A 24,339-nucleotide genomic window follows, 5' to 3' on the forward strand; every position below is an offset into this window, starting at 1 on the left:
GGTGTTGCCGCTGATCTCGACGCCGTCGGACGTGCCGAGTTGGAGCGCGGTGCTGAAGCCGGTGATGGTGAGGCCGGTGAGCGTGACGCCGTCGGCGGCGACGGTGACGCCCGTCGAAGCGGAATAGCCGGGGTGGTTGGCCTCGAAGAAATCGTTGAGCGCAGTGCCGTCCGGCACGCCGAGTTGGCTGAGCAACGGACCTTCGATGATCGGCATTCCGCCGCCGGTGTCGAAACCCTGGATCGTCAGATCCTTATTGACCGTGAAGCTCTCGTTGTAGACGCCCGAGCCGATGAGGATGGTGTCGCCCGGCGCCGCTGCGTCGATGGCAGCCTGAATCGAATCGCCCGGGTTGACGAAGTGGAACGCCATGGATTTCCCCCCAACGGTTAATTCCGCTTGGGGAACTTTTACTCACAGTAAGTTTTGGTAAGCAACCGTAACTGGAGATACAGTTTTCAGACAGATTTCGAGTGCTCACGAACTCGTGATGTCAAATTACAGGCATAGAACTTATGCAGTTCTGGGCAAATCTGTCTAAATTTCACTATGGTTCGACTTGAATCAGTGCATTTGCAAACTTCACGCGGCTTCGTATTCTCCGCGTTCCTAGCAATTATTTCCAACGACCACCGAGATAACGCGTTAATCTCTAGTTAATGTTAATTCGGCGCTTCTGTGCTGACCTCTCACTTGTGTTTCGTGTGCGCAACACTGATGGGCAAAACCGCGTGCGGCGCGCCGTGCAAGTCGATCCATCCTCGGCCTAACCGCTCGTGCTCAGATAAAGCCCCACTCGTCGCCAATCGTAGCGATCGCGCCGGCGCTTTCGATCGAGGCGCCGTCCAGCATCCAGGCGAACACCGTGCCGGACGTGTTCTGAAACAGGAGATCGTCGCGGCCGTCGCCGTTGTAATCGCCAACAGCCATGACTTGCCATTCCACGGGATCTGCGGCGCCCAGGACGCCTGAGCTTGCCACGGCGCCGTTCTGCATCAGCCACACCACGACGGCGCCATTGTCGTGTCGCCAAAACAAGTCATCGTAGCCGTCGTTGTTGGCGTCGCCGGCGCCGACGACGCTCCACTCTTCGCCGACCTGAACCGATGGCGCGTACGCGCTCTCGATCGCGGCGCGGTCCATCTGCCAGATCAGCGTGTAGCCGTCGTCGCGGCGCCAGACGAAATCGGCTTGGCCGTCGCCGTTGAAATCGCCGTCGCCCGCGAGCGCCCATTCGTCGCCGACGCTCGCGACGACGGCGGCGCTTTCGATTTCGCGCTCATCCATGCGCCACGCCAGCACGGCGCCGGCCTCGCTGCGCCAGATCATGTCGTCTCTAGTATCGCCATCGAGGTCGGCGATGGCTAGGAGCGACCATTCGGCGCCGATTGACGCGACGAAGGCGGCGCTGGCGATGGCGGCGCCGTTCATATGCCAAGTGAGCACGGCGCCGTTGTCGTGGCGCCAAGCGATGTCGTCCCTGCTGTCGCCGTTGAAATCGCCTGCGCCGAGCGCGGTCCATTCGTCGCCGACCACGGCGAACACGGAAGCAGAATCGATCGCCGTCCCCGCAACGTCCCAGCCGACGATCACCCCATCGTCGCGGCGGAAGAGCATGTCGGACGTGCCGTCGCCGGAAAACGTCTGCGCAGCGCGATCGAGGAACACGTCGCGGTCGGTGAAATCGAGGAATTCGACGGTCGTGAGCGTATCGACGCCTTCGACGCCGGACGTAACAATCCATGCGCCGTCGGGCGTGCGCGCCCAGGACGCCGCCGTCGAAGCGCTTGCATAGGTCGCCGTATCAGCGCCGACGCCGCCGTCGAGCACGTCATTGCCGGCATGGCCGACAAGGCGATCGGCGCCGCCGCCGCCGTTCAGCACATCGGCGACGTCTTCCGAACCTGCGCCGGGGGTGATGCGCCAGATCGTCCCGCCGATGCCGATGGCGTAGAGCGCGCCGTCGGCGCCGGTGACGAACTCGACGACGCTCGACAGCGATGCGCCGGTCAGCTGCGGTGAGCGCAGCACGCCGCCGGTCTCGGCCGAATAAGTCCAGAGCCGATTGCTGCCGAAGTCGGCGAACACGTATTGGCCGACAAAACTCGCGGCGGCGCCGACATAGACTTCGCCGCCGGTGATGGAAATACCGAGGTCGTGATCGTATTCGAACACGGGCAGAGTAAGCGCGGGATCGCCGGGCTGCGGCGTGCCGGGCGGCCCGGGATTGAACGGCAGCGACCCTTCCATGATGCGCCAGCCGAGATTGGCGCCCGCGCCCGTGCCGGCGGCGAAGAAATTGACCTCCTCGCGTTCGCCCTGGCCGACATCGGCGATGTAGAAATCGCCATTGCGCGGATCGAAGGCGTTGCGCCATGGATTGCGCACGCCCGACATCCAGATCTCGTCGGCGCCGGCGACGCCGACGAACGGATTGTCGTCAGGGATTGCGTAATTGCGGACGTCGTCGGTCGGGAAATCATCGGCATCGACATCAATGCGCAGAATCTTGCCGAGCAGGTCATTCAGATTCTGCGCGCGGTTGCCGGGATCGCCGCCGCCGCCGCCGTCGCCGGTGGCGATATAGAGATGGCCGTCCTCCGGCGAGAAGCCGATCCAGCCGCCATTGTGGTTGGAAAATCCGGTCTGCTTCGGGATTTCAATGACGACGGAAAAGCTCGTGTTGGCGACGGCGGGATCGGCGGAGCGCGTGTATTCGCGCACCTGAATGTCGCCTTGCGCGTCGGTGAGGCAAACGAAGAAGCGGCCATTGCTCTCGTAGTCTGGATGAAGGGCGAGGCCGAGCACGCCGCGCTCGCCGTCGGCCAGGAATTGCGCGTTGGGGATGTCGAGAAACGCCGTGCGCGAGCCGGAGGACGCGTCCACGCGCCAGATCACGCCGCTCGCCTTCTCCACCACGTAGAGAAATCCCGGATCGGCGGCGGTCGAGGCCGCGGCCACGGGCTGCGCGAAACCGCTAGCGAAGACGCTGACATTGATGGCGCTCGAGGCGCCGGCGCTGTGGCCGTAGAGCGTGTCGTTGCCGCCGCCGCCGTTCAGCGTATCGGCGCCGCCGAGTCCGGACATTGTGTCGGCGCTGGCCGAGCCGGCGAGTGTGTTGGCGGATTGATCTCCGGTGAACGTCGGCATGGGCCACCTCGCATCGTCGATGCGACTATAGCTCACCCTGCTGCAACCGACAGATGCGCCGGATTAGAACCGGGACAGGTTCAGATGAAGCCCCACTCGTCGCCGATGGTGGCGATGGGGCCGGCGCTTTCGATCGTCGCGCCGTCGAGCATCCAGGCGAACACCGTGCCGTTGCTGCTTTGGAAGAGGAGATCGTCGCAGCCGTCGCCGTTATAATCGCCCATCGCGACCACGCTCCATTCGTTCGGAGCGACGGCGGCGAGGATGCCGGAGCTGGCGAGGGCGCCGTCCTCCATCAGCCAGGCGACGATGAGGCCGTCGTCGCGCTGCCAGATCAGATCGTCATAGCCGTCGCAGTTCGTATCGCCGACGCCGACGACGCTCCATTCGGCGCCAGCTTGAGCGGAGGTGGCGTAGCTGGTTTCGATCGCGGCGCCGTCCATCTGCCAGATGACCGAGAGGCCGTCGTCGCGCCGCCAGATGAAATCCTCCTGGCCGTCGCCGTTGAAGTCGCCGTGGCCGGCGAGCGACCATTCTGCGCCGAGTACGGCCAGCGCGGCCGCGTTCTCGATCGCGCGCCCGTTCATCTCCCAAGCGAAGACGAGGCCACCAGAGTTCTGCCAGATCATGTCGTCGCGGCGATCGCCGTCGATATCGGCGATCGAGAGGAGCGACCATTCGGCGCCGAGGCTGGTCACCGCATCGGCGCTAGCGATGCTGGCGTCGTTCATATGCCAGGTGAACACGCCGCCATTATCGTGGCGCCAGGCGATGTCGTCCTTGCCGTCGCCGTCGAAATCGCCCGTCCCGAGCGCGGTCCATTCGTCGCCGATGACCGCGAAGATGGAAGCGGAATCGAGCGTTGAACCGCTGACGTCCCAGCCGACGATCAAGCCGTCATCGCGGCGGAAGAGGATGTCCGACGTGCCGTCGCCGGAGAACGTTTGCGCGGCTTGCTGGAGCTGGACGTCGCGGTCGGTGAAGGAGAGGATCTCGATGTTCGTAAGGGTGTCCGTCCCGTCGGCGCCAGTGGCGACCGTCCAGACGCCGTTCACATCGCGCACCCAGGTCGCTGATGTCGAGGCAACGCTATAAAGAGAGCTGTCGATGCCAACGCCGCCGTCCAACGTGTCATCGTTGTTGCGGCCATTCAGCAGATCGTTGCCGCCTTGAGCGCTGAATACGTTATCGGCGTCATTACCGAGCAATTCGTCGCCGAAATCCGAACCAATGAGGTTATGGAAAAAGTTACTGAAGGTGTCGCCTTCCGCATCGCCGCCGTGCGCCACGCCGAATATCCCGTCACCCGGATTGGGATCGGCGAGCAAGTCGATTTGCACGCCCGCAGGGGAGCTTGAATATGTTGCCGTCTTGCCGACACCAGATCCGGAATGGTGGTCTGCGCCAGCCCCGCCCTCAAGCAAATCAATTCCATCGCCGGCCAACAAGTAGTCGGAGCCGCCCATGCCTCGAAGCACGTCATCGCCGCCGTTGCCCGACAGAAGATTATCACCGTCATCGCCAACGAGTTCGTCGTTTTCGTTAGTCCCCGCCGCAGCTTCAATATTGCTGAGAACGTCGCCGTCGGACGCCGTGCCGACCATCAGGTTAACGACGACGCCTCCATTGGTGTCGTAGGAGACGTAATCGAAGCCGGCGCCGCCATCGATCACATCGGCGTCGGCATAGCCGACGATCTGATCGTCGCCATCGTCGCCGTACAGGAAATCAGCGCCGCCGGCGCCATAAAGCTCGTCGTCACCGCCCTCGCCATGGAGTGCGTCGCCTGCTGGCGAACCGCTGAATGTGAAGTCGGCCCATAGTACGTCCGCGCCGACGCCGGCATGAAACAGATCCGCTTCGGCTCCGCCCTCAAACGTATCGACACCTGAAACCAGCAGCGTCGGCGTAGCTATCAAGTCAGCGATGCTGCGATTGAGAACCGACAAGCCAGAGAATTGTGCGTCGCCGCCAGGAAGGGCCAGAGAGATTGAACCGACTCGGCCAGTCGGCGGCGTTGCGTCAGCAGCAGGCGTGAAGCTGAACCCGGCTGCGGGTCGAAAGGTCACCACGACGCCGTTGCTAAGCTCGACCGTCCACTGCGTGCTTGTGTTCTGCGTAACTGTGTAGGTCGCCGCGCTGCCGAGCAGCGCAAGGAAGTTGTCATCACCTGCCGACGATGAAGGGTCAAAGGAGAAGGGCGCGCTGCTTCTGATCGTAGGCATTGACTGTTTCATCCCGCGGGCGCTCACACCCTCAGAGGCTTATAGCCCCCTTGCCTGGACGCCAACAGCCCCGCGACGCCGCGCCCCTACTCCGCCGCGTATTTCGCGCTGGTGTTATCCCCCCTGCGCCAGCGGAGTTTCGGCTGCCGTGCGGCGCGCGTGTCGTCCAAACGCCGCATCGGCGTGAGCGTTGGCGCTTGTTTGAAAAACGCGACGTCACCTGCGTTCACGCGTTCGGCGAGCGCGATCATCACGTCGGCGAAGCGGTCGAGTTCGCGTTTGGGTTCGGTTTCGGTGGGCTCGATCAGCATGGCGCCGTGGACGACCAGCGGGAAATAGGTCGTGAACGGGTGGTAGCCTTCGTCGAGCAGGGCTTTGGCCATGTCGATGGTTTCGACGCCCTTCGGCTTGATGCTTTCGTCGTCGAGCAGCACTTCGTGCATGCACGGGCGCTCGCCGAACGGCGCGCTGAAGTGCGGCTTGAGGCGCGCCAGAAGATAATTGGCGTTGAGCACCGCGTCCTCCGCGACTTGGCGCAGGCCATCGCTGCCGTGGCTCAGCATGTAGGCGAGCGCGCGGGTGAACATGCCCATTTGGCCGTGGAAGGCGCACATGCGGCCGAAGGCTTGCGTGCCTTCGGCGTGTTCGCGCAGCTCGCGCTTGTCGCCGCGCATGACGATGTGCGGCACCGGCGCGAACGGCGCGAGCGCTGCGCTCAACACGGTCGGGCCGGCGCCGGGGCCGCCGCCGCCATGGGGCGTCGAAAATGTTTTGTGCAAGTTGATGTGCATCGCATCGATGCCGAGATCGCCGGGGCGCACTTTGCCGACGATGGCGTTGTAATTGGCGCCGTCGCAATAGAAGTACGCGCCCGCCGCGTGGATGGCGTCGGCGATGTTTTTGATCTCCGGCTCGAACAGACCGCACGTGTTCGGGTTGGTGATCATGATGGCGGCGACGTCGGGGCCGAGCTTGGCTTTGACGTCGTCGAGATGGACGCGGCCGTCGTCGCGCGCGGGGATTTCGTCGACGCTAAAACCAGCGGCGGCGGCGGTGGCGGGATTGGTGCCGTGCGCGGAGCTTGGCACCAGCACGCGCTTGCGATGGCCCTCGCCTTTCGCTTCGAGCGCCGCCTTGATCGCGAGCATGCCGGCGAATTCGCCGTGCGCGCCGGCTTTCGGCGACAGCGCGACCGCGGGCATGCCGGTGAGCGTGCAGAGCCAGTGCGCGAGTTCGTCCATCAGTTCGAGCGCGCCTTGGATTGTCGAGGTCGGCTGCAGCGGATGGAGATCGGCGAAGCCTTCGAAGCGTGCAGCGCGTTCGTTCAAGCGCGGATTGTGCTTCATCGTGCACGAGCCGAGCGGGAAAAGGCCGAGATCGATGGCGTAGTTCTTTTGGCTTAAGCGCACGAAGTGGCGCATCGTCTCCGGCTCGGAGAGGCCGGGCAGATCGAGCGCGGCTTTGCGGGTGAGGCCGTTGAGCTTCGTCGGCGTGTTCTTCGGCTCGGGCAGATCGACGCCCGTGCCGGTGGCGTGGCCGGTTTCGAAGATCAGCGGCTCAGCTTGCAGCAAGCCGCGATTGCCGGAGGTGGTGTTGGTGATCATTGAGCGAAAACCTTGAAGGGGAGCGAATGCTCCTCCTCGATGGAGGAGCTGTCAGTCGCGCCAGCGACTGACTGAGGAGGTGAGGCCAATGGTGATGCCGAGTGAGCCTCGAGAGGCTCCTTCTTTACCGTTGGCGCGCGCACCTCCTCCGGCCGCTTCGCGGCCACCTCCTCCATCGAGGAGGAGGCTGGGCGGAGCGCGAAAGTGATCACGCCAGCACCCGTTGCAGCGCCTTAGCGTAGGCGGCAATGTCCTCATCCGCGTTCATTTCCGTGGCGCATGTGATGAGCACATCCTCCATGCCTGCTTTCGGATTTAGGCGGCTCATGGCGACGCCGGCGATGACGCCTTGTGCGGCGAGCGCGTCGACCACTTCTTGCGCGGGCTTCGTCAGCTTCACGGCGATTTCGTTGAAGAAGCGCTTGGTCAGCACTTCAACGCCTTTGACGCCGGCGAGCGCATCGGCAAGCGCGATGGCTCTCTCGTGATTGAGCGTGGCCAGCTGGCGGAGGCCCTTCTCGCCGAGCAGCGTCATGTGGATGGTCCAGGCGAGCTGGCAGAGGCCGCTATTCGTGCAGATGTTGCTGGTCGCCTTCTCGCGGCGGATGTGCTGTTCGCGGGTGGAGAGCGTCAGCACGAAGCCGCGCTTGCCGTCGGCGTCGAGCGTCTCGCCGGCGACGCGGCCTGGCATCTGGCGGATGTATTTTTCCTTCACGGCGAAGAGGCCGACATACGGACCGCCGAAATTCAGCGCATTGCCGATCGATTGGCCCTCGCCGCAAACGATGTCGGCGCCGTAGGCGCCGGCCGGTTCGATCAGGCCGAATGAGACGCATTCGGTGAACGTGGCGACCATCAGCGCGCCCTGCCCGCGGGCGGCTTCGCCGATCTTGGTGAGGTCGGTGACGGTGCCGAACACGTTCGGCGATTGGACGATGACGGCGGCGACATCGGCGCCAAGTTCTTTCGTGACCGCCGCTTCGTCATCGATCGCCGCCGGCAGCGCGACGATTTCGAGGCCGAGCGCTTCGCAGGCGGTGCGGGCGGTGTCGACATAGTGCGGGTGGACGCCGCCGGAGAAGACGATCTTTTTCCGCTTGGTGACGCGCGCGGCCATCATTGCCGCTTCGGCGCAGGCGGTGGAGCCGTCGTACATCGAGGCGTTGGCGACTTCCATGTCGAGCAATTGCGCGACTTGGGATTGAAATTCGTAGAGCGCCTGCAACGTGCCTTGCGCGATTTCGGGCTGGTACGGCGTGTAGGCGGTGAGAAATTCGCTGCGCTGGATCAGGTGATCGACGCTCGCCGGCACGTGATGGCGATAAGCGCCGGCGCCGAGGAAGAAAGCGGTGCGGCCGGCCGGCGTGTTCTTTTCCGCCAGGCGTTGCAGGTGGCGGTGGACTTCGATCTCGCCTTGCTTTGTCGGCAAGTCGACGAGGGTCTTGAGCAGCGCGCCTTTAGGGACGTCGACGAAAAGATCGTCGACGTGCTTGGCGCCGATGACGTCGAGCATTTGTTTGCGGTCGACGTCGGTGAGGGGGAGGTATCTCATTCAGCCTTGCTCGTTCTGAATTCTGTTAATCTGCGAAATCTTGATGCCGCCGCCGGGATAGCAAACGAGGCGCACCCAGTGCGCTTCGCGCCTGGGATGAGCCCACATCCAACTGCGGATCGGAGGGTCGGTCGGCTCATCCTTCGCGTGTGGATCCGAGGCCATTTCCTCGCTCAAAAAGTCGAACCAGGGGCGCTCGTCAGATGCTTTGAGAAACCAGAGTTCTCGAAAGTAGGAGGGTTGCGGGCCTGTCGGACTAGGAAAATCAAACTCGCCAAACGCCATGCCCGATAGGTTTCCCTCATTCAGCATTGCGACAGCGGCCAGACTTGGAACGAGCGCACCCTTCGGCCCCATTGTGTCTATGAGATTGGGATCGAACGACACTTCGACACCCAACGCGCGCACCATCGCGCATTGATAGTCGAAGCTCACCCAAGGCGCACGCAGCCAGCCGCGCACTGCATCCTCTGCAAGAGTGTCGCGCGCGGTGGTCGCCATGAGCATCAAAGCCCCTTCACGTAGTCGGCGTACGCGGCTTCATCCATCAGCGCGTCGAGCTCGCTTTTGTCGCTCGGCTTCAGTTTCACGAACCAGCCGGCGGCCTGCGGGGCGTCGTTGATGATCTGCCAGTTTTCGTTGGCGATCTCGGCGTTTGCTTCCACCACTTCGCCGGAGATCGGGGCGTAGACATCGGAGGCGGTTTTTGCGCTTTCGACGACAGCCATGTCGTCGCCTTGGGCGAAGCTTTTGCCGACGGCGGGAAGCTCGGCGTAGACGACGTCGCCCAATTGCTCGGCGGCGTAGGTGCTGATGCCGACGACGGCGATGTCGCCTTCCATTCGCACCCATTCGTGGTCTTTGGTGTAGCGCGTAGTCATTGGGCTTTCCCCTTGCGAACGTATTTGTGCGGAACGAACGGCAACGGCGTGATGGTGGCGGGGCGTGGGACGCCGCGGATCATCAGGTCGACGACATGGCCGGGCTCGGCGTGGGTGGCCTCGACATAGCCCATGGAGATCGGGCCGTTCAGCGTGGGCGAGAAGCCGCCGCTGGTGACGACGCCGATCTGCTTGCCGTCCTTCATGATCTCGACGCCTTCGCGCGCGGGGGCGCGATCGTTCGGGCGGATGCCGACGCGTTTACGCGCGGGGCCGAGCTCGTATTCGCGCAGGATGCGCTTGGCGCCAGGGAAATCCTTAGCTTCGCGGCGGCGCTTTTGAATGGTCCAAGCGAGATCGGCCTCGATCGGCGAGGTGGTGGGATCGAGATCGTGGCCGTAGAGGCAAAGGCCGGCTTCGAGGCGCAAGCTGTCGCGCGCGCCGAGGCCGATCGGCTTTACTTCGGCGTGCGAGAGCAGAGCTTCGGCGAGCTCAGTCGCGTTCTCGGCGCGGACGAGGATTTCATAGCCGTCCTCGCCGGTGTAGCCCGAGCGGGTGACGGTGATGCGGCCGAATGTGTCGAAGCGCTTCACCGTCATGAAGTTCATGTCGGCGAGCGCGGGATCGATCACTTCCGACGCAACGACGTGTGCGCTCGGGCCTTGCAGCGCGAGCAGGCAGCGATCGTCGGCGCGGACGAGATTGGCTTCGCCGGCGGTGGTCGCTTCGATCAGCGCCCAGTCATCGTGCTTACAGCCGGCGTTGACGACGATGTAGAGATCGCCCGCCGCGCCAGGTTCGGCGGGGCGCGCGATCATCAGATCGTCGAGCACGCCGCCCGCGTCGTTGGTGATCATCGTGTAGCGGACTTGGCCGGGCTTCAGGCCCTGGATGTCCGCCGGCACGATGCGCTCGATCAGCGAGGCCACCTTCTTGTGCGCGTCCTCGCCTTCGAAGCCATGGCCCTTCGGCAGCGCGAAGAAGCATGGTCCCATATGGCTGACGTCGAACAGGCCGGCGTGCGTGCGCGTCCAATTGTGTTCGGGGATCAGGCCCTCGAACTGGAGCGGCATGTCGTAGCCGGCGAAATCGCCGAACTTCGAGGTGCGCGCGCGCCAGAGTGCGTCGAGCGGCAGTTTGATCGGTGATCCGGCTTCGGCCATGTCATTCCCAGGTTTGCGCGGCGCACGCGTTCGCATTGCGTGCAGCCCCCGCTGTCCCTGGCGCCTGAGAGATTTACTCCTTCGGCGGCCGCACTCCCCCTAAAACGTTCTTTGGGGGTGCGCGGCTCTATCCAGCGTTTTCATCCCCCCGCGGTCCGGTTCCCTGAGAGTTTCCGGGGCGGTTGCTCCTTCGGGGGCGGCATTATTCGCCGCGCTCTCCCACGGGGTTCGCTTGTCTGGCCGGATGGGCGCGACTCGCGTCGGGCGGCTCCGTTGCGGCGGAAACTGGTGCGGCGCCTCTTTAGAGTCAATCGGCCCAAGTCAGGGTCGTTTCGCCCCGCAGCAGCGCCTCGGCTTCGGGCGTGTGCTTGGCGCCGGAGGCGTCGTGGAGATCGAGGCCTTTCAATAGCTTGAGCGGCGCGCGCGAGCCTTTGCGCGCCCGCACCAAAACGCGCTTGGCGGGCTCTTCGGCGCGCGGTCGGATAGGTAGGATTTCGATACCGCCAAGGCGCCCCTCCAGCGCGGTCAGGATGTCCGGCAGCTTGCGCGCGCGATGAATGAGCGTCAGCGCCGCGCCGCCGGTGAGACGATCGGCGAGCGCGGCGATCCAGCGTTCGAGCGGTTCGTCGGCGATGTAGGCGTGGCGGCGCGCCTCGGACGGCGCGCGGCCCTCGCCTTCCGCGTCGAACGGCGGATTGAAGAAGACGCCGTCGTACACGCCGTTGAGCCTTGGTCGATTCGCGTCGCGTCCAAGCACATCGCCTGTGACGATTTCCGCAATTGTGGACATCCCGTTCATGGCGAGATTTTCGCGTGCGAGCGCGGCCATGTTCGCATCGCGTTCGAGTCCGACAAATTTTGCGTTCTCGCTGCGTGCCGCAACTGCAATCAAAGCGGCGCCGACGCCGCAGCCGGCTTCGAGCACGCACATGCCCGGTTTTGCTTCGACGGCCGCCGCCAGCAGTAGCGTGTCGGCGTTGACGCGGTAGCCGCGCTTGGGCTGGCGGATGCGGATGCGGCCGCCGAGCAGCGCGTCTTCGGTAAGTTCTTGTTCCATAAACCGCGGATGCGACCCTTAAGCGCTGGGGCGGGAACTCACCTTGACCCTTTGCGCGCGGCTGAGCATCGTTTCAGTGTCAGATGAAGGCAAGCGGAGGCCCTTTGGGACCGGCGGTCGGACCAGCCATGCAAGCCCCGGGCGCGCCGCACGCGGTCGACCGGCTGGCGGCGCTTTTGGCCGAGGACCTCGCCGCCGTCGACGCCATCATCCACGACTACATGACGAGCCCCGTTGGGGTGATCCCGAATCTCGCGGCGCACCTGATCGACGCCGGCGGCAAGCGGATCCGGCCGCTGATCACGCTTGCGGCGGCGCGGTTATTGGGCGGCGGCGGCGACGGGCCGCGGAAGCTGGCGGCGGCGGTGGAATTTATTCACAGCGCCACGCTGCTGCACGACGACGTGGTCGATCTCTCCTCGATGCGCCGCGGCAAGAAGGCGGCGAACCTGGTTTGGGGCAATTCGGCCAGCGTGCTGGTCGGCGATTTTCTGTTCGCGCGCTCCTTCAACCTGATGGTCGAGAGCGGCGACATCCAGGTGCTCGACATTCTGGCCCGCGCCTCGAGCGTGATCGCCGAGGGCGAAGTGATGCAGCTCGCGGCGGCCAACGACGCCGAAACGAGCCGCGAGCGCTACATGGAGATCATCGCCGCGAAGACGGCGGCGCTGTTCGCGGCGGCGGCGAAAGCGGGCGCTGTTGCGGCCGGGCGGCCAGGCGCAGAGGCGACGGCTCTGGAGACGTACGGGCGCGAGCTGGGGCTGGCGTTCCAACTCGTGGACGATGCGTTGGATTATGGCGGCCTCGCCGCGGCGATGGGCAAGAACGCCGGCGACGATTTCCGCGAAGGCAAGGTCACGCTGCCGGTGATCTTCGCGCGCGATGCGGGCGATGAAAGCGAGCGCGCATTCTGGCGCCGCGTCGTCAGCGGCGAGCGGACCGATGATGATTTCCACCGCGCGGTGGCGCTGGTGAAGCGGCATGATGCGATCGCGCTGACGCTCGACGCGGCCCGCGCGCATGCCGATGCGGCGCGGCACGCGCTTTCGGCGCTGCCGGCAAATGCCTACTGCGAAGCGCTGGAAGCGCTACCGGAGTTCGTGGTGGAGCGGGCGTTTTAGGGATTGTGGATTAGGGATTGGGGGGAGTTCGCGAGTTGCGTCGACAGCTGCGCTCCTGCACTCGATCTAGCAGGCACAACCAACCGTCATCCCGGGCGCGAAACGCGATCCGGGACCCAGGGGCAAACGCCCGACGCCTACGGCGCTGAATCCCAGCTCCACGGCGCGTGCCGCGCCTTCGGCCGGGATGCGGCGCGAGTTTTGACGCCGTGAGATCACGCGCCCTTCCCGAATGCGCGCAGTGCGTCCTTGCCGTTCCAGCGTGCGGTGGCGTCCTCCGACGCCGCTAGCTTTTGCGCCAGTGCGCGCGCCGCAGTTCGGAGCTTGGGGCTTTTCTTGCCGCCGATGGCGCGGAGCGCCCAGTTCACGGCTTTCTTGACGAAGTTACGCAGGTCCGAGGCTTCGCGTTCGATTAGTTGAAGGCCGCGAAGGTGATCGGCGTCACTCCCCTGACCGTGCAGCGCGCAGCTGGCGAGCAGTGCGAAGGCGGCGCGCTTGACGAACTCGTCTTTCGCTTTCGACCACTTCTCGATTTGCTTGAACGCGTGCGGGGTGCGGTCCCAATAGTGGAAGCACGCGGTGTCGACCAGCGCCCAGTTATCGCAGTCCTTGACCCAGCGATTCATCTGCGCAGGTGTGACGAGTGCGGGATCATCGACCATGGTCGCCAGCATGCGTGCGTCGTGGACACCGCTGGCCCAGAGCTTCTCGGCGAGCGCGTGGTCGTAACCAATCTTCTTGGCGAGGGCGCGGAGCGTTGCGACAGGCGCGCCATAGACTGCCGCCTTGGTGACGATGCCGTAGCGCTTGGCCATGTCCGCCTTGTAGGCCGGCGATGCGCCGCGTTTCAGTTCGGCGAGAATGGCGCCGACTTCGGGCGGCGCGACCGTTGCCTTCTTTGCGGCCGCGCGCCTGGTCGGCGCTTTCTTCGCTGCGGCCGCGCCGTCGATCTCCGCCAGGCGCGCTTTCACCAGCTTGCGAATGAGCGTCGCGGGCGGGGGTTTGCCGATCGGGAAGCGGAAGCCGCCTTTGCTGATCTCGTAGCCGTTGAGCTCTTCGGCGAGCTTAGCGATGACTTGGCCGCTCATTGGAAAATAGGAGCAATGGTTGGCGCTCGCCGAGTATCCGGCGATGGGCTTGCCCAGAATGAAGGCCGGCATACCGTAGCTCAGACCCTCCTCCGCTTCGGGCGCGGCGGCGCGGATCGCCTGCCTCACCTTCTCGAGCGTCGCCCGTTTGTCGGCGCTGAGCGTGGCGAGATAGGCGTCCGCATCCCTGGCTGACATGCGCGTCAGCCTTTCGCCGCCCGCTCAAGTTCGGCGACGTCGATCTTCACCATCTTCATCATGGCGCCGAACACCCGCGCGTTTTGCGCCTTGTCCGGGCTGGTGCTGAGCTCGATCAATTGCCGCGGCACAACCTGCCAGGAGAGGCCGAACTTGTCCTTCAGCCAGCCGCACTGGCTTTCCTTGCCGCCCCCCTCCAGCAGCGCGGCCCAGTAATAGTCGACTTCAGCCTGGTCCTTGCAGTCGATGACAAAGGAAATGGCCTCGTCGAACCTGAAGTGCGGCCCGCCGTTGAGCGCGGTGAAGTGCTGGCCGTCGAGTTCGAACTCGACCGTCATGACGCTGCCCGGCTCGTATGGCGTCCCTTCCGGATAGCGTGCGATCGTTTTGATCTTCGAGTTCTTGAAGATCGACACGTAATGGTTCGCGGCCGGTTCGGCTTCCTTGTCGAACCACAGCATGGGCGAGATCTTCTGCATGGTCTCCTCCTTCAGGCGGCTTTGGCTTTGAACATGTCGTCGAGACGCGCGTAGCTAAACTCCATGCCGTCGGTCATGCCGGTAGAGACGGCGTCGTCGCGCGCTTCTTTCGACGCGAACTTCATGGTGCAGACGAGCGTGGTGACGCCGGCCTGCTCACCGAGATCCAGCGAAACGATGCACGGATCGCCCGTCGGCATGGCGCCGCCCATATCGCCCGGATCATAATATTGGTCGTGCGCAAGCTTCGAGGGCGCGTTCACTTCAGTGAACGTGCCGAAGAAGCCGAACTGCTTGCCGTCCCCCTGGTTCTTCCACTGCCAGCGATATTTGCCGCCAACGCGTACGTCCATCTCGCGGACCGGCATATCCCAACCAGGGTAGCCGAGCCATTTCGGAAGCAGTTCAGACTTCGTATGCGCATCCCATACGAGCTGGCGCGGCGCGTTGAATTGGCGCGTGACGCGAACTTCGCGATCGCTCGGCAGCGTGACTTGTGCGGGTGCTGGCATTGCCCTCTCTCCTTTCACGCTGTTTGCTTGAACATGTCGTCGAGGCGCGCGTATCCCATTTCCATGCCGTCGGTCATGCCGGTGGAGACGGCGCCGTCTCGCGCTTCCTTCGACGAGAACTTCATCGTGCAAACGAGCGTCGTGACGCCGCCGGATTCGCTCAGCTCCAGCGTAATCAGCGCCGGATCGTTCGACGGCATGTCGCCGCCGACATCGCCCGGGTCGTAGTATTCATCGTGCGTCAGCCGCGCCGGCGCGTTCACGTCGCCGAACGTGCCGTGGAAACCGAACTGCTTGCCGTCTTCGTCGCTCCGCCAGCGCCACTTATAGGCGCCGCCCGGCCGCACATCCATTTCACACACAGGCATCGACCAGCCCGGCGGACCGAGCATCCACTTCTGCACCAAATCTGGTTTCGTGTGCGCGTCCCACACCAACTCGCGCGGTGCGTTGAAGGTGCGCGTGACGCGGACTTCGCGATCACTCGGCAATGTGACTTCGAGGGGCTTGGGCACTTTCCTTCTCCTTGGTTCAATCGTTCACCCACCTTAAGGACGAACAGCGCTGGTTTGCGCCGACATCCCCAGCGCTATTTCTTTCTTCGCTTGCGCCTGGCTGGCGCGGTTTGGCGTTTGAGCTCTTCCAGCAATGCATCGAGGCGCTGATAATTCTCTTCCCAGATCTCACGGTAGCGTTCGATCCAATCCACGGCTTCCTCCAACGGCTCGGGTTCGAGCTTGCGCGGGCGCCGCTGCGCGTCCTGACCGGTCGAGATGAGGCCCGCGCGTTCGAGCACTTTGAGGTGCTTGGAGATGGCGGGCTGGCTCATGTCGAACGGTTCGCCGAGTTCGCTCACCGTCGCCTCGCCTTCCGCCAGCCGCGCGACGATGGCGCGGCGCGTCGGATCGGCGAGCGCTGCAAACACCGCATCCAGGCGGTCGGCGGCCGAAATTTGTTCCATAACTACTTGGTTATATATAGAGGCGAGCGGCGGCGCGTCAAGGAGAAACCGCGAAGCAACGGGATCGGGGATTAGGGATTGCGGATTGGCCGCGGACTGCGGAGCTAGAGCTGCATCGCCCCAAGCCCCAATCCCGAAAACCCAACCCCGAACTTCAGGACATCCCGTGCGTACGGGCGTATTTGCGCACGAAGATCGAGACAGCGAGCGAAAGGCCGGCGGCGGCGGCGAGCGCGATCCAGGGCGCGCTCACGTCCTGCGATTGCGAAAGCGCGTAACCGATCGCGCCGCAAAGCGCCATCACGGCCCAGTAGAGCAGCGAGACGCGCGCGTGGCTCCAGCCGGCGCGGATCAGGATTTGGTAGAAATGCTCCTGGTGGCCAACCAGCAGTTTGCGGCGATGGCGCACGCGCCAGGCGAGCGTCAGCAGCGCATCGGCGAGCAGCGGCATGAACAGGATCGGCGGAATGAACGGCGATAGATCGGCGCGCGCGATCAGAATCAACGATGCGATTGCAGCCACGGCCCCAGCGAACAGCGCGCCCGAGTCGCCGGCGAAGATCTTGCCCCGCGGGAAATTCCAGACCAGGAAGCCGATCAGCGCCGCGGCGGCGCATATTGTCATCGCCAGCACGGTGTTGGAGCCGTTGGCGTAACCGATCGCCGCGAGCGCGCTCAAGCCAACGACCATCGACCCCATCGCGAGGCCGTTCGCGCCGTCCATGAAGTTCACGCAGTTCACCAGCACGAACACCCAGAGCGCAGTGCCGAGAAGCCCGAGCGAAAGCCCGAGCTTCAGCGTCTCGTTCTCTCGGATCGGCAGCGCATCGACGATGCCCATGGTGATCGAAGCGCCGATGGAGAGCAGCGCGAACAACAAAAACTTGAAGCGCGGGCCGATCGGACGGGTGTCGTCGATGAAACCGATCAGCAGAAAAACGAAGGCGAACGCCGACGCGAGCGAGATCAGCGCTTCGGCTTGCCGGTTCAGCAAATCTGCGGGCGCGAAGAGCTGCGCCATGGCGATCAAGCCGGCCGTATAGCCCAAGGCAATGCCAATGCCGCCGCTGGTCGGCGTTGGCCGAGCGTGGGTCTTGTGCGTTTCATCGGCGGCGTCGACAGGGCCGGCCCGCATCTGGATGCGGCACACGGCGAGGCTGAGCAAAGCCGCGATCGCGGCGCCGCCGGCCAATTCCTCGATCACTCACCACCTCGCGCCGGCCGGGCTAAAGTGCGCCTGCCCCGCGGTCAAGCGCCGAGCGTCGCTTCGGCGATCCACCAGGCGGGATGGCGATCGATCAGCTCGTCGGCGAGCGTTTCGGCGCCGTCCCAATCGTGGGCGATCGCGAACACCGTGGCGCCGCTACCTGAGAGCGCGGCGTGGCGCACGTGCTCGGAAGCGGCGAGATCAGTGAGGATGTCGCCGATCTCCGGCATCAGCGCGCGCGCGGCCGGTTCGAGATCGTTGCCGAGCATGCGCATGGCGGCGATGGCCTCGTCCTCACCATCCCACTCGGGCGGAGCGTCGTCGGTCAGATCTGAGCCGAGCCGCATTTGATCGAATGCGCGAAACACGTCCGGCGTGGCGAGCGGCTTCAGCGGATTGATCAGCACACCCGGCATCGGCCACAGATGGAATGGCGCACACGTTTCGCCGGCGCCCGTCATGTAAGCGGCGCTGGCGCGGGTGAAGAAGACGGGCACATCCGAACCAAGCCGGGCGCCGACCTCCGCAAGCTGCGCGTTGCTCCAGTTGAGGCCCCAGAGGTCGTTCAGCGCACGCAGCGTCGCGGCGGCGTCGGCTGACCCGCCGCCGATGCCGGAAGCGACGGGGAGATTCTTCTCCAACGTCAGGTTGGCATTGGCGCGCCTGCCGGCGGCTTCGCCAAGCGCGCGCGCGGCGCGCAGCACGAGATTGTCGTCGTCTGGCCCGATCTGGTCGGCGAAATCGCCGACGACTTTGAGCGAGAGCCCGTCCGACGGCGTCGCTTCGACCATGTCGCCGACGTCGGCGAAGGCGACCACGCTCTGCAGCGGATGCATGCCGTCGGCGCGCGGACGCGCGACCTTCAGCGTCAGATTGATCTTCGCCGGGGCGAAGATGCGCACGCTCATCGGTTGGCCGAATGCGACGGCGCCGGCGCCGGCAGCCCGTTTTCGAGCTTGGCGCGGATCGCCTCGGCGTTGTCGGGCTCGAGCGTCAGCGCACGCTGCCATTGGAAGCGCGCTTCGATGCGGCGGCCGAGGCGCCAATAGACGTCGCCGAGATGATCGTTGAGCGTCGGATCGGCGGGTTCGATCTCCACCGCGCGCTCGAGCTGGTCGAGCGCCTGGGCGTAGTCGCCCATGCGATAATAGGCCCAGCCCAGGCTGTCGATGATGGCGCCGGAGGTGGGCCGCAGGTCCACCGCGCGGCGGATCATGGCGAGCCCCTCCTGCAAGTTCTCGCCGCGGTCGACCCAGGAATAGCCGAGATAGTTCATCACGTCGGGCTGCTCCGGGGAGAGTTCGAGCGCGCGCTGCAGATCGGCCTCCGCTTCGGGCCAGCGGCCGAGCCGCTCGCGCGCATTGGCGCGGGCGAAGTAAAGCCGCCAATCGTCGCCGTGCTGCGCGATCAGCCTCGTGTAGATCGGCTCGGCTTCATCGTAGCGGCCGAGATTGCGGTACATGTCCGCGAGCGTGCGCGTGGCGCGCGTGTCGCCGCTTTCGGCGTTCGCTTGCGCCAGCGCGATCGCCTCCGCTTCCGCTCCGGAGTCCAGCAGCGCCCACGATTCCATCACGCGCGCGCTGCCGTGATATGGCGAGTCGGCGGACACGCTCGCCAGCATACGGCGGGCGGCGTCGATATGGCCGATCCGCGTCTGCTGCTGCGCGAAGGCGAGCCGCGCGCCGTCGAACGCCGGATCGAGCATCAGCGCTAGTGTGAGCGCGGCGAGCCCGTTGGTAGAGTCGGACTCCTGCAGGAAGACAGCGGAGATGCCGTAGAGTCCGATCGCGGCGCCGCGCGCGGGCGTCAGCGGCTCCGCGGCTGCGGCGCTGCCGGCCTGCACGCGCTCGAGAGCCGCCATCAGCGCAGGGTTCGGACGGTTGACCTCCGCGCTGAGCAAACGAATGGCGTTCTCGCGATCGCCCATGCGCACGAGCAGATCGGCGTGACGCTCGATGCCGGCGGGGAGCCAGAGCCCGCCTTGCAGCGCGGTTTCATAGGCGGAGAGCGCCTCCTCGCGCCGGCCCGCATAGTCGAGCGCCATCGCCTGCTGATACGCGAACAGGCCGCCATAGGGACGGATCTGCGCGAGCGGCGCGAGATCGACGGTGACGTCGTCGACACGACCCTCGCCGGTGCGCGCCCAGACGAGAAGCATGCGCGCGACCAATTCCTCGGCCGCCAAGCCCTCGGCCTGCTGCAGTTCGCGCCCGGCGACGTTCCAGCGGCGCGCGACGATCGCATCCGCGCCGCGGATCAAATGCGCATAAGCGGGCGCATCGTTGCGCGCCGCCATACGGGCGGCGCGGCGCGCACGCGCTTCGTCGCCTGCGGCGAGCGAAGCGACCAGCGCGCCGTTCAGCAGCGTCGCGTCGTCGGGCGCGCGCGTCAAAGCGGCGAAGTAGCGGTCAGCCGCCGCGGTGTGATCGTTGCGCTCGTTGGCGACGCGGCCGATCAGGTAGTCGGCGTAAGCGCCGGACTGACGCGGCTGCGGCGGCGCGCCGATCGTGGCGCAGGCGGCGAGACTGAAGCCCGCCGCCAGCGCCGCGGCCGCACGGAGCATCACAGCTCGTCCCGTTGCGTCGGCCCTTCCGGCAGAGACACTTGCGGCAACTCGCGCTGGCGCGGCGCAGGCGTGGTCAACCCGCGCTGCAGCTTCTGCTCGAGATCGCGCCGCCGGAGCGCGTCGGGCCGCGCCTCGAGCGCCGCGCGCCACTGGGTGCGGGCGTCGTCGCGCCGGTTCAGGCGCCAGTACACGTCGCCCAAATGGTCGAGCACTTCCGCATTCGGTTCGTGGGCCGAGAGATCGTTGGAGCGCTCGATCAGCGCGCGCGCTTGATCGAAGTGGCCGTACTGATAGTAGGCCCAGCCCAAGCTATCGATCACGGCGTAGTCCTGCTGGCCGTTATTGAAGCCGCGCCATAGCAGCCGGTAGCCCTCCTCCAATCCTTCCGGACGCTGGATCAGCGCATAGCCGAGCGCGTTGAGGCGCAGCACCGAGTCGGGCTGTTCGGCGAAGAGACCGCGCGCAACGCGAATGCCGTCCGCCCAACCCTGCGGATCGTCCATCAGGATCGAAACATAGAGAAAGCGGGTGTCGACGCTGGGATCGATTTCGAGCGCCGCGCGCGCATCCGCCGACGCGGCGGAGATGTTGCCGGCGAAGCGATGCGCATAGGCGCGCCAGCCGAGCACGTCGGCGCGGTCCTTTGGATCGCTGACCATGCCGAGCGCGCGGTCGAACGCGGGGATGGCGCGGTCGGCGTGGCCGGCGCGGCGATAGATGTCGCCGGCCGAGGCGATGATCGACCAGCGGTCGCCCGCGCACGCCAGTGCGCGCTGCGCGGCGGCCATGGCCGCTTCGTCGTTGCGCCGTTCGAGAGCGATGTCGGCGCGCACGATCTCGGCGTCCGGCGCGTAGATGCTCGATTCCGGCACCATGGCGAGGATGCGCTCTGCGCCTTCGGCGCCGCCGGCTTCCAGAACTTGCTGCGCCGCGTAGAGGCGCCAGTCGTTGGCGTCGGGCGCCAGCAACACGCCGACCTGCAGCAGCGCCGTGCCCGACGCGGAGGCGAGCCCGCCGGTCGGATCCTGCTGCGCCATCAGCGCCTGCAGCATCTCCTGCTGCGTCAGATATTCCGAGACGAACAGCATCCAGCGGCCGGTCGCACTCTTGGCGTCGAGGGCCGGCTCGAAGGGCGGCTGACCGGCCTCGAGGCGCGCCAGGTTCGCGATCACATCCGCAGAGCGCGGCATGAACTCGCGATAGATGCCGTAATAGCGGCGCGCTTCCTCAGTGCGGCCGAGGCGGTGATGGACGAGCGCGGCGCGATACACCGAATTGGTGACGCGCGCCGCGTTGAGCGTGCGCTCGAACTCCTCAGGCGTGCGCGGCTCGGCTTCGCCCGGCGGCGTCGTATCGAGCCGCTCCACCATGGCGGCGTAAACCGCGGCGGCTTCTTCCAACCGGCCAGCGGATTCGAACACGAGCCCGCGCGCGACCTCCGGCAGCGGCGCCGGCAGATTGTCTTGGCCGGCATCAATGCGCTCGACGCCGCGGTCGGCGCGACCCTCGGCCGCTAGCAGGAACGGTTCGAGCATGTCGGCAATGCCACCGCTCAATCCGCCCGGCGCCGCTTCGAGGGTGCGGCGCGCCTCGGCGTTGCGGCCGGACGCGAGATCGTCCGCGAATACGATGGCGGTCCAGAGCGCGGTGTTCTCGCCCCGGGCGATGGCGCGGCGGCCTTCACGGACAAGATAATCGATATCGGCCTCGATCAGCGCCTGCTCCGGCCCCTCATAGGTGCGGTCTGCCGCCGCGTTGGGCGGCGAAGTGCGGCGCAGCGCCTCGTTCGGCACGCGTTCCTCGGTGAGCGCCGCCTGCTGCAAGGCGCTTTCGGGCTGTCTCGCGTAAGCGGCGCCCGTCACGCCGGCTGCCGCTGCGATGCTTGCTGCGAGGATCGCCTGCCAACGCATGTGTCTCGTCCCTTTCTCCGCCGTTCGGGCGGTCCACACTAGCTCAGAGATTGGCGTAATTGGGTCCGCCGCCGCCCTCCGGCGTGGTCCAGATGATATTCTGACTGGGGTCCTTGATATCGCACGTTTTGCAGTGGACGCAGTTCTGCGCGTTGATCTGAAAGCGCGGGTTCAGGCCCGCCTCGTCATAGAGCACCTCATAGACGCCCGCCGGACAATAGAGCCGCGCCGGCTCGGCATATTCAGGCAGATTAACCCCGATCGGAACGCTCGGGTCCTTCAGCTTAAGGTGCGAAGGCTGGTCTTCCTCGTGGTTGGTGTTTGAGAGATAGACTGACGAAAGCTTGTCGAACGTCAGCACGCCGTCGGGCTTGGGGTAGTCGATCGGCTTGTGCTTGGCGGCCTTCTCGGTGGCCGCCGCGTCCGACTTGCCGTGCTTCAGCGTGCCGAAGAACGAGACGCCGCCCAAGAGCGTCGTCGTCCACATATCCATCATGCCGAAGACGCCGCCCCAGAACGTACCGAAGCGCGAGAGCAGTGGCTTGGCGTTGCGAACGCGGTTGAGATCCTCGAACACTCGGCTCTTGCGGTAGGCGCGCTCGTAGGTTTCGAGCACGTCGCGCTGGCGGCCTTCCGAGAGCGCCCAAGCCACTTCCTCGGCGGCGAGCATGCCCGTCTTCATCGCGTTGTGCGTGCCCTTGATGCGCGGCACGTTCACAAAGCCCGCCGCGCAGCCGATCAGCGCCCCGCCCGGGAACGCAAGCCGCGGCACGGCCTGCTGGCCGCCTTCGGTGATCGCGCGCGCGCCATAGGCGACGCGCTTGCCGCCTTCGAGATGTTGGGCGATCTCCGGGTGCAGCTTGTGGCGCTGGAATTCGTCGAACGGCGAGATGTACGGGTTCTTGTAGTTGAGGTGGACGACGAAGCCGACGGAAACGTAGCGCTCGCCCCAGTGGTACATGAACGAACCGCCGCCGGTCTTGTCGTCGAGCGGCCAGCCGACGGTGTGCAGCACCAAGCCCGGCTTGTGCTTTTCCTTCGGGACCTCCCACAGCTCCTTGATGCCGATGCCGTATTTCTGCGGACCGCTCTTGGCGCAGAGATCGTATTTGTTTTGCAGCGTTTTCGAGAGCGAGCCGCGCGCGCCCTCGGCGATCAGCACATACTTGCCGTGCAATTCCATCCCAGGCTGAAAATCCGGCTTCTTGTGACCGTCCCTGGCGATCCCGAATACGCCGGCGACCACTCCCTTGAGCGCGCCGGCTTCATCGAACACCGCTTCCGATGCAGCCATGCCCGGATAGATCTCGACGCCGAGCGCTTCGGCCTGCTGGCCGAGCCACTTCGTGAAGTTCGACAGCGAGCCGATATAGTTGCCGTGATTGTTCATCAGCGGCGGCATCAGGAACGTCGGCAACGAGGCGGCGCCAGCGGGGCCGAGAATCTTGAACTCGTCGGCGGTCACGGGCGTGTCGAGCGGCGCGCCCTTTTCTTTCCAGTCCGGGATCAGTTCGTTCAGCGTGATCGGATCGATTACCGCGCCGGAGAGAATGTGGGCGCCGACTTCCGCGCCTTTCTCCAGCACGGCGACGGTGATCTCATTGCCGCTCTCGGCGGCCAGTTGCTTCAGGCGGATCGCGGCCGAAAGCCCCGCAGGCCCTGCCCCAACGATGACGACATCGTACTCCATCGAGTCCCGAACGATGTCTTCCTCGGCCATTGCAATCCCTTCATCTGCTTCGCTCGGACTTATCAAAGCTGATGCGATGAGACGCAAGGCGGGTGCGTTGCTTTGTCGACTCGCGCGAGTCCCTGCACAATGGCCGCGATGAACGCGCCGGAACCCCCAATCCAGGTCCAGGCGGCCGCCCGTGCGCTGCTCGCCTTCTGGCGGGCGGCGGGCGTCGACATGGACGAGGCGGAAGCGGTTTACGCCGCGACCGCCAGGCCAGCCCCCGCCAGGCGCCCGGCCGCGCCGGCGGCGACACCGATAGCGCCCAGGCCGGCCCCGAAGGTGCGGGCCAAAGCGTCCTCAGCGGTGGATAACGCCGGCCTGCTGGCCAAAGCCGCGCAGAGCGTGGCCGGGCTTCGGGCGGCGGTTGAGGGATTTGACGGCTGCGCTCTCAAGGCCACTGCGCGCAACACCGTTTTCTCGGACGGCGTCGACGACGCGCCGGTGCTGATCATCGGCGAGGCGCCCGGCAAGGACGAGGACGAGCAGGGCCGGCCGTTCGTCGGCCGCTCAGGCCAGTTGCTGGACCGTATGCTGGCGACGATCGGCTTGAGCCGCCAGTCCAACGTGCTGATTTCCAATACGATTTATTGGCGCCCGCCCGGCAATCGCGACCCGACGCCTGGGGAAATCCTGACCTGCCTGCCCTTCGTCGAGCGGCTGATCGAGCTGAAGCAGCCCAAGCTGCTGATTCTGGCTGGAAAAGCGGCCGCCAATACGGTTCTTAAGCGGGATGAGGCGGTGACCCGACTGCGGGGGCGGCGGCTCAGCTACAACCGCGAGGGGTTGGCGGCGCCCATCAACACGATGGTCATGCTTCATCCCGCATATCTGTTGCGCCGGCCGCAGGAGAAACGGCTGGCGTGGGCCGATCTGTTGGCTGCGGAAAGCTGGCTCGACGAGCTCGGCGTGGCCCGGATCGCTCAGTCTTAA

The 24,339-nt window shown here is 65.4% G+C and carries 20 protein-coding genes, 1 pseudogene and 2 riboswitches; of the genes and pseudogenes, 2 read left to right on the top strand and 19 right to left on the bottom strand.

Going from position 1 to position 24,339, the window contains the following annotated elements:
- The 9 genes and pseudogenes from VEA80_RS03120 to VEA80_RS03160 form a co-directional block, all read right to left on the bottom strand.
- A pseudogene (locus tag VEA80_RS03120) lies at positions 1 to 372 on the bottom strand (hypothetical protein); the annotation flags it as partial.
- Between the two features lie 408 nt (positions 373 to 780).
- The gene (locus VEA80_RS03125) at positions 781 to 3,150 is read right to left on the bottom strand and encodes a PQQ-dependent sugar dehydrogenase (protein ID WP_325059234.1); all 2,370 of its coding nucleotides are present in this window, start codon (positions 3,148 to 3,150) and stop codon (positions 781 to 783) included.
- An 80-nt stretch (positions 3,151 to 3,230) separates the two neighbouring features.
- Positions 3,231 to 5,375: an FG-GAP-like repeat-containing protein gene (locus tag VEA80_RS03130; RefSeq protein WP_325059235.1), complete on the bottom strand. Its 2,145-nt coding sequence runs from the start codon at positions 5,373 to 5,375 to the stop codon at positions 3,231 to 3,233.
- A gap of 86 nt (positions 5,376 to 5,461) precedes the next feature.
- Positions 5,462 to 6,979 (bottom strand): aminomethyl-transferring glycine dehydrogenase subunit GcvPB, encoded by a 1,518-nt coding sequence (gene gcvPB, locus VEA80_RS03135; protein ID WP_325059236.1) that lies wholly within the window; start codon positions 6,977 to 6,979, stop codon positions 5,462 to 5,464.
- 208 nt (positions 6,980 to 7,187) lie between these two features.
- Entirely contained in the window at positions 7,188 to 8,531 is a 1,344-nt protein-coding gene (gcvPA, locus tag VEA80_RS03140; RefSeq protein ID WP_325059237.1) for an aminomethyl-transferring glycine dehydrogenase subunit GcvPA, read from the bottom strand.
- The gene (locus VEA80_RS03145; protein ID WP_325059238.1) at positions 8,532 to 9,038 is read right to left on the bottom strand and encodes a hypothetical protein; all 507 of its coding nucleotides are present in this window, start codon (positions 9,036 to 9,038) and stop codon (positions 8,532 to 8,534) included.
- Positions 9,038 to 9,412, bottom strand: a complete 375-nt coding sequence (gcvH, locus tag VEA80_RS03150) for a glycine cleavage system protein GcvH (protein WP_325059239.1) — start codon at positions 9,410 to 9,412, stop codon at positions 9,038 to 9,040. Before gcvH ends, VEA80_RS03145 begins: the two co-directional genes overlap by 1 nt.
- A complete protein-coding gene (gene gcvT, locus VEA80_RS03155; protein ID WP_325059240.1) occupies positions 9,409 to 10,575 on the bottom strand; it encodes a glycine cleavage system aminomethyltransferase GcvT in 1,167 nt (388 codons plus the stop codon). The genes gcvH and gcvT overlap by 4 nt, the downstream gene beginning before the upstream one ends.
- Before the next feature lie 41 nt (positions 10,576 to 10,616).
- Positions 10,617 to 10,716, bottom strand: a riboswitch (glycine riboswitch).
- A riboswitch (glycine riboswitch) is annotated at positions 10,717 to 10,807 on the bottom strand.
- A gap of 75 nt (positions 10,808 to 10,882) precedes the next feature.
- Positions 10,883 to 11,632: a tRNA1(Val) (adenine(37)-N6)-methyltransferase gene (locus tag VEA80_RS03160; protein WP_325059241.1), complete on the bottom strand. Its 750-nt coding sequence runs from the start codon at positions 11,630 to 11,632 to the stop codon at positions 10,883 to 10,885.
- Between the two features lie 128 nt (positions 11,633 to 11,760).
- Here VEA80_RS03160 and VEA80_RS03165 point away from each other — a divergent pair, with 128 nt between their 5' ends.
- The gene (locus VEA80_RS03165) at positions 11,761 to 12,753 is read left to right on the top strand and encodes a polyprenyl synthetase family protein (protein WP_325059242.1); all 993 of its coding nucleotides are present in this window, start codon (positions 11,761 to 11,763) and stop codon (positions 12,751 to 12,753) included.
- A gap of 215 nt (positions 12,754 to 12,968) precedes the next feature.
- On the opposite strand, the gene VEA80_RS03170 is transcribed toward VEA80_RS03165, so the two are convergent.
- The 10 genes from VEA80_RS03170 to VEA80_RS03215 all read right to left on the bottom strand — a co-directional run bounded on the left by VEA80_RS03170 (position 12,969) and on the right by VEA80_RS03215 (position 23,394).
- Positions 12,969 to 14,039, bottom strand: coding sequence for a DNA alkylation repair protein (locus VEA80_RS03170; RefSeq protein WP_325059243.1), 1,071 nt, complete (start codon positions 14,037 to 14,039; stop codon positions 12,969 to 12,971).
- A gap of 5 nt (positions 14,040 to 14,044) precedes the next feature.
- The gene (locus tag VEA80_RS03175) at positions 14,045 to 14,518 is read right to left on the bottom strand and encodes a VOC family protein (RefSeq protein WP_325059244.1); all 474 of its coding nucleotides are present in this window, start codon (positions 14,516 to 14,518) and stop codon (positions 14,045 to 14,047) included.
- Between the two features lie 11 nt (positions 14,519 to 14,529).
- Complete coding sequence (locus VEA80_RS03180; protein WP_325059245.1) at positions 14,530 to 15,030, bottom strand: SRPBCC family protein; 501 nt, start codon at positions 15,028 to 15,030, stop codon at positions 14,530 to 14,532.
- A gap of 14 nt (positions 15,031 to 15,044) precedes the next feature.
- The gene (locus VEA80_RS03185; RefSeq protein ID WP_325059246.1) at positions 15,045 to 15,545 is read right to left on the bottom strand and encodes an SRPBCC family protein; all 501 of its coding nucleotides are present in this window, start codon (positions 15,543 to 15,545) and stop codon (positions 15,045 to 15,047) included.
- A 74-nt stretch (positions 15,546 to 15,619) separates the two neighbouring features.
- The gene (locus tag VEA80_RS03190) at positions 15,620 to 15,991 is read right to left on the bottom strand and encodes an ArsR/SmtB family transcription factor (RefSeq protein ID WP_325059247.1); all 372 of its coding nucleotides are present in this window, start codon (positions 15,989 to 15,991) and stop codon (positions 15,620 to 15,622) included.
- A 154-nt stretch (positions 15,992 to 16,145) separates the two neighbouring features.
- Complete coding sequence (locus VEA80_RS03195) at positions 16,146 to 17,195, bottom strand: hypothetical protein (RefSeq protein WP_325059248.1); 1,050 nt, start codon at positions 17,193 to 17,195, stop codon at positions 16,146 to 16,148.
- Positions 17,196 to 17,239: 44 nt separating this feature from the next.
- Positions 17,240 to 18,106, bottom strand: coding sequence for a 4-(cytidine 5'-diphospho)-2-C-methyl-D-erythritol kinase (locus VEA80_RS03200; RefSeq protein ID WP_325059249.1), 867 nt, complete (start codon positions 18,104 to 18,106; stop codon positions 17,240 to 17,242).
- Positions 18,103 to 19,761 (bottom strand): tetratricopeptide repeat protein, encoded by a 1,659-nt coding sequence (locus VEA80_RS03205; protein WP_325059250.1) that lies wholly within the window; start codon positions 19,759 to 19,761, stop codon positions 18,103 to 18,105. The genes VEA80_RS03200 and VEA80_RS03205 overlap by 4 nt, the downstream gene beginning before the upstream one ends.
- Positions 19,761 to 21,674, bottom strand: coding sequence for a tetratricopeptide repeat protein (locus VEA80_RS03210; RefSeq protein ID WP_325059251.1), 1,914 nt, complete (start codon positions 21,672 to 21,674; stop codon positions 19,761 to 19,763). The genes VEA80_RS03205 and VEA80_RS03210 overlap by 1 nt, the downstream gene beginning before the upstream one ends.
- 43 nt (positions 21,675 to 21,717) lie before the next feature.
- Complete coding sequence (locus VEA80_RS03215; protein ID WP_325059252.1) at positions 21,718 to 23,394, bottom strand: electron transfer flavoprotein-ubiquinone oxidoreductase; 1,677 nt, start codon at positions 23,392 to 23,394, stop codon at positions 21,718 to 21,720.
- A gap of 99 nt (positions 23,395 to 23,493) precedes the next feature.
- Here VEA80_RS03215 and VEA80_RS03220 point away from each other — a divergent pair, with 99 nt between their 5' ends.
- On the top strand, positions 23,494 to 24,339 hold the full coding sequence (locus tag VEA80_RS03220) for a uracil-DNA glycosylase (protein WP_325059253.1): 846 nt from the start codon (positions 23,494 to 23,496) through the stop codon (positions 24,337 to 24,339).

The organism is Vitreimonas sp. (assembly GCF_035627415.1).
GTDB lineage: Bacteria > Pseudomonadota > Alphaproteobacteria > Caulobacterales > Aquidulcibacteraceae > Vitreimonas.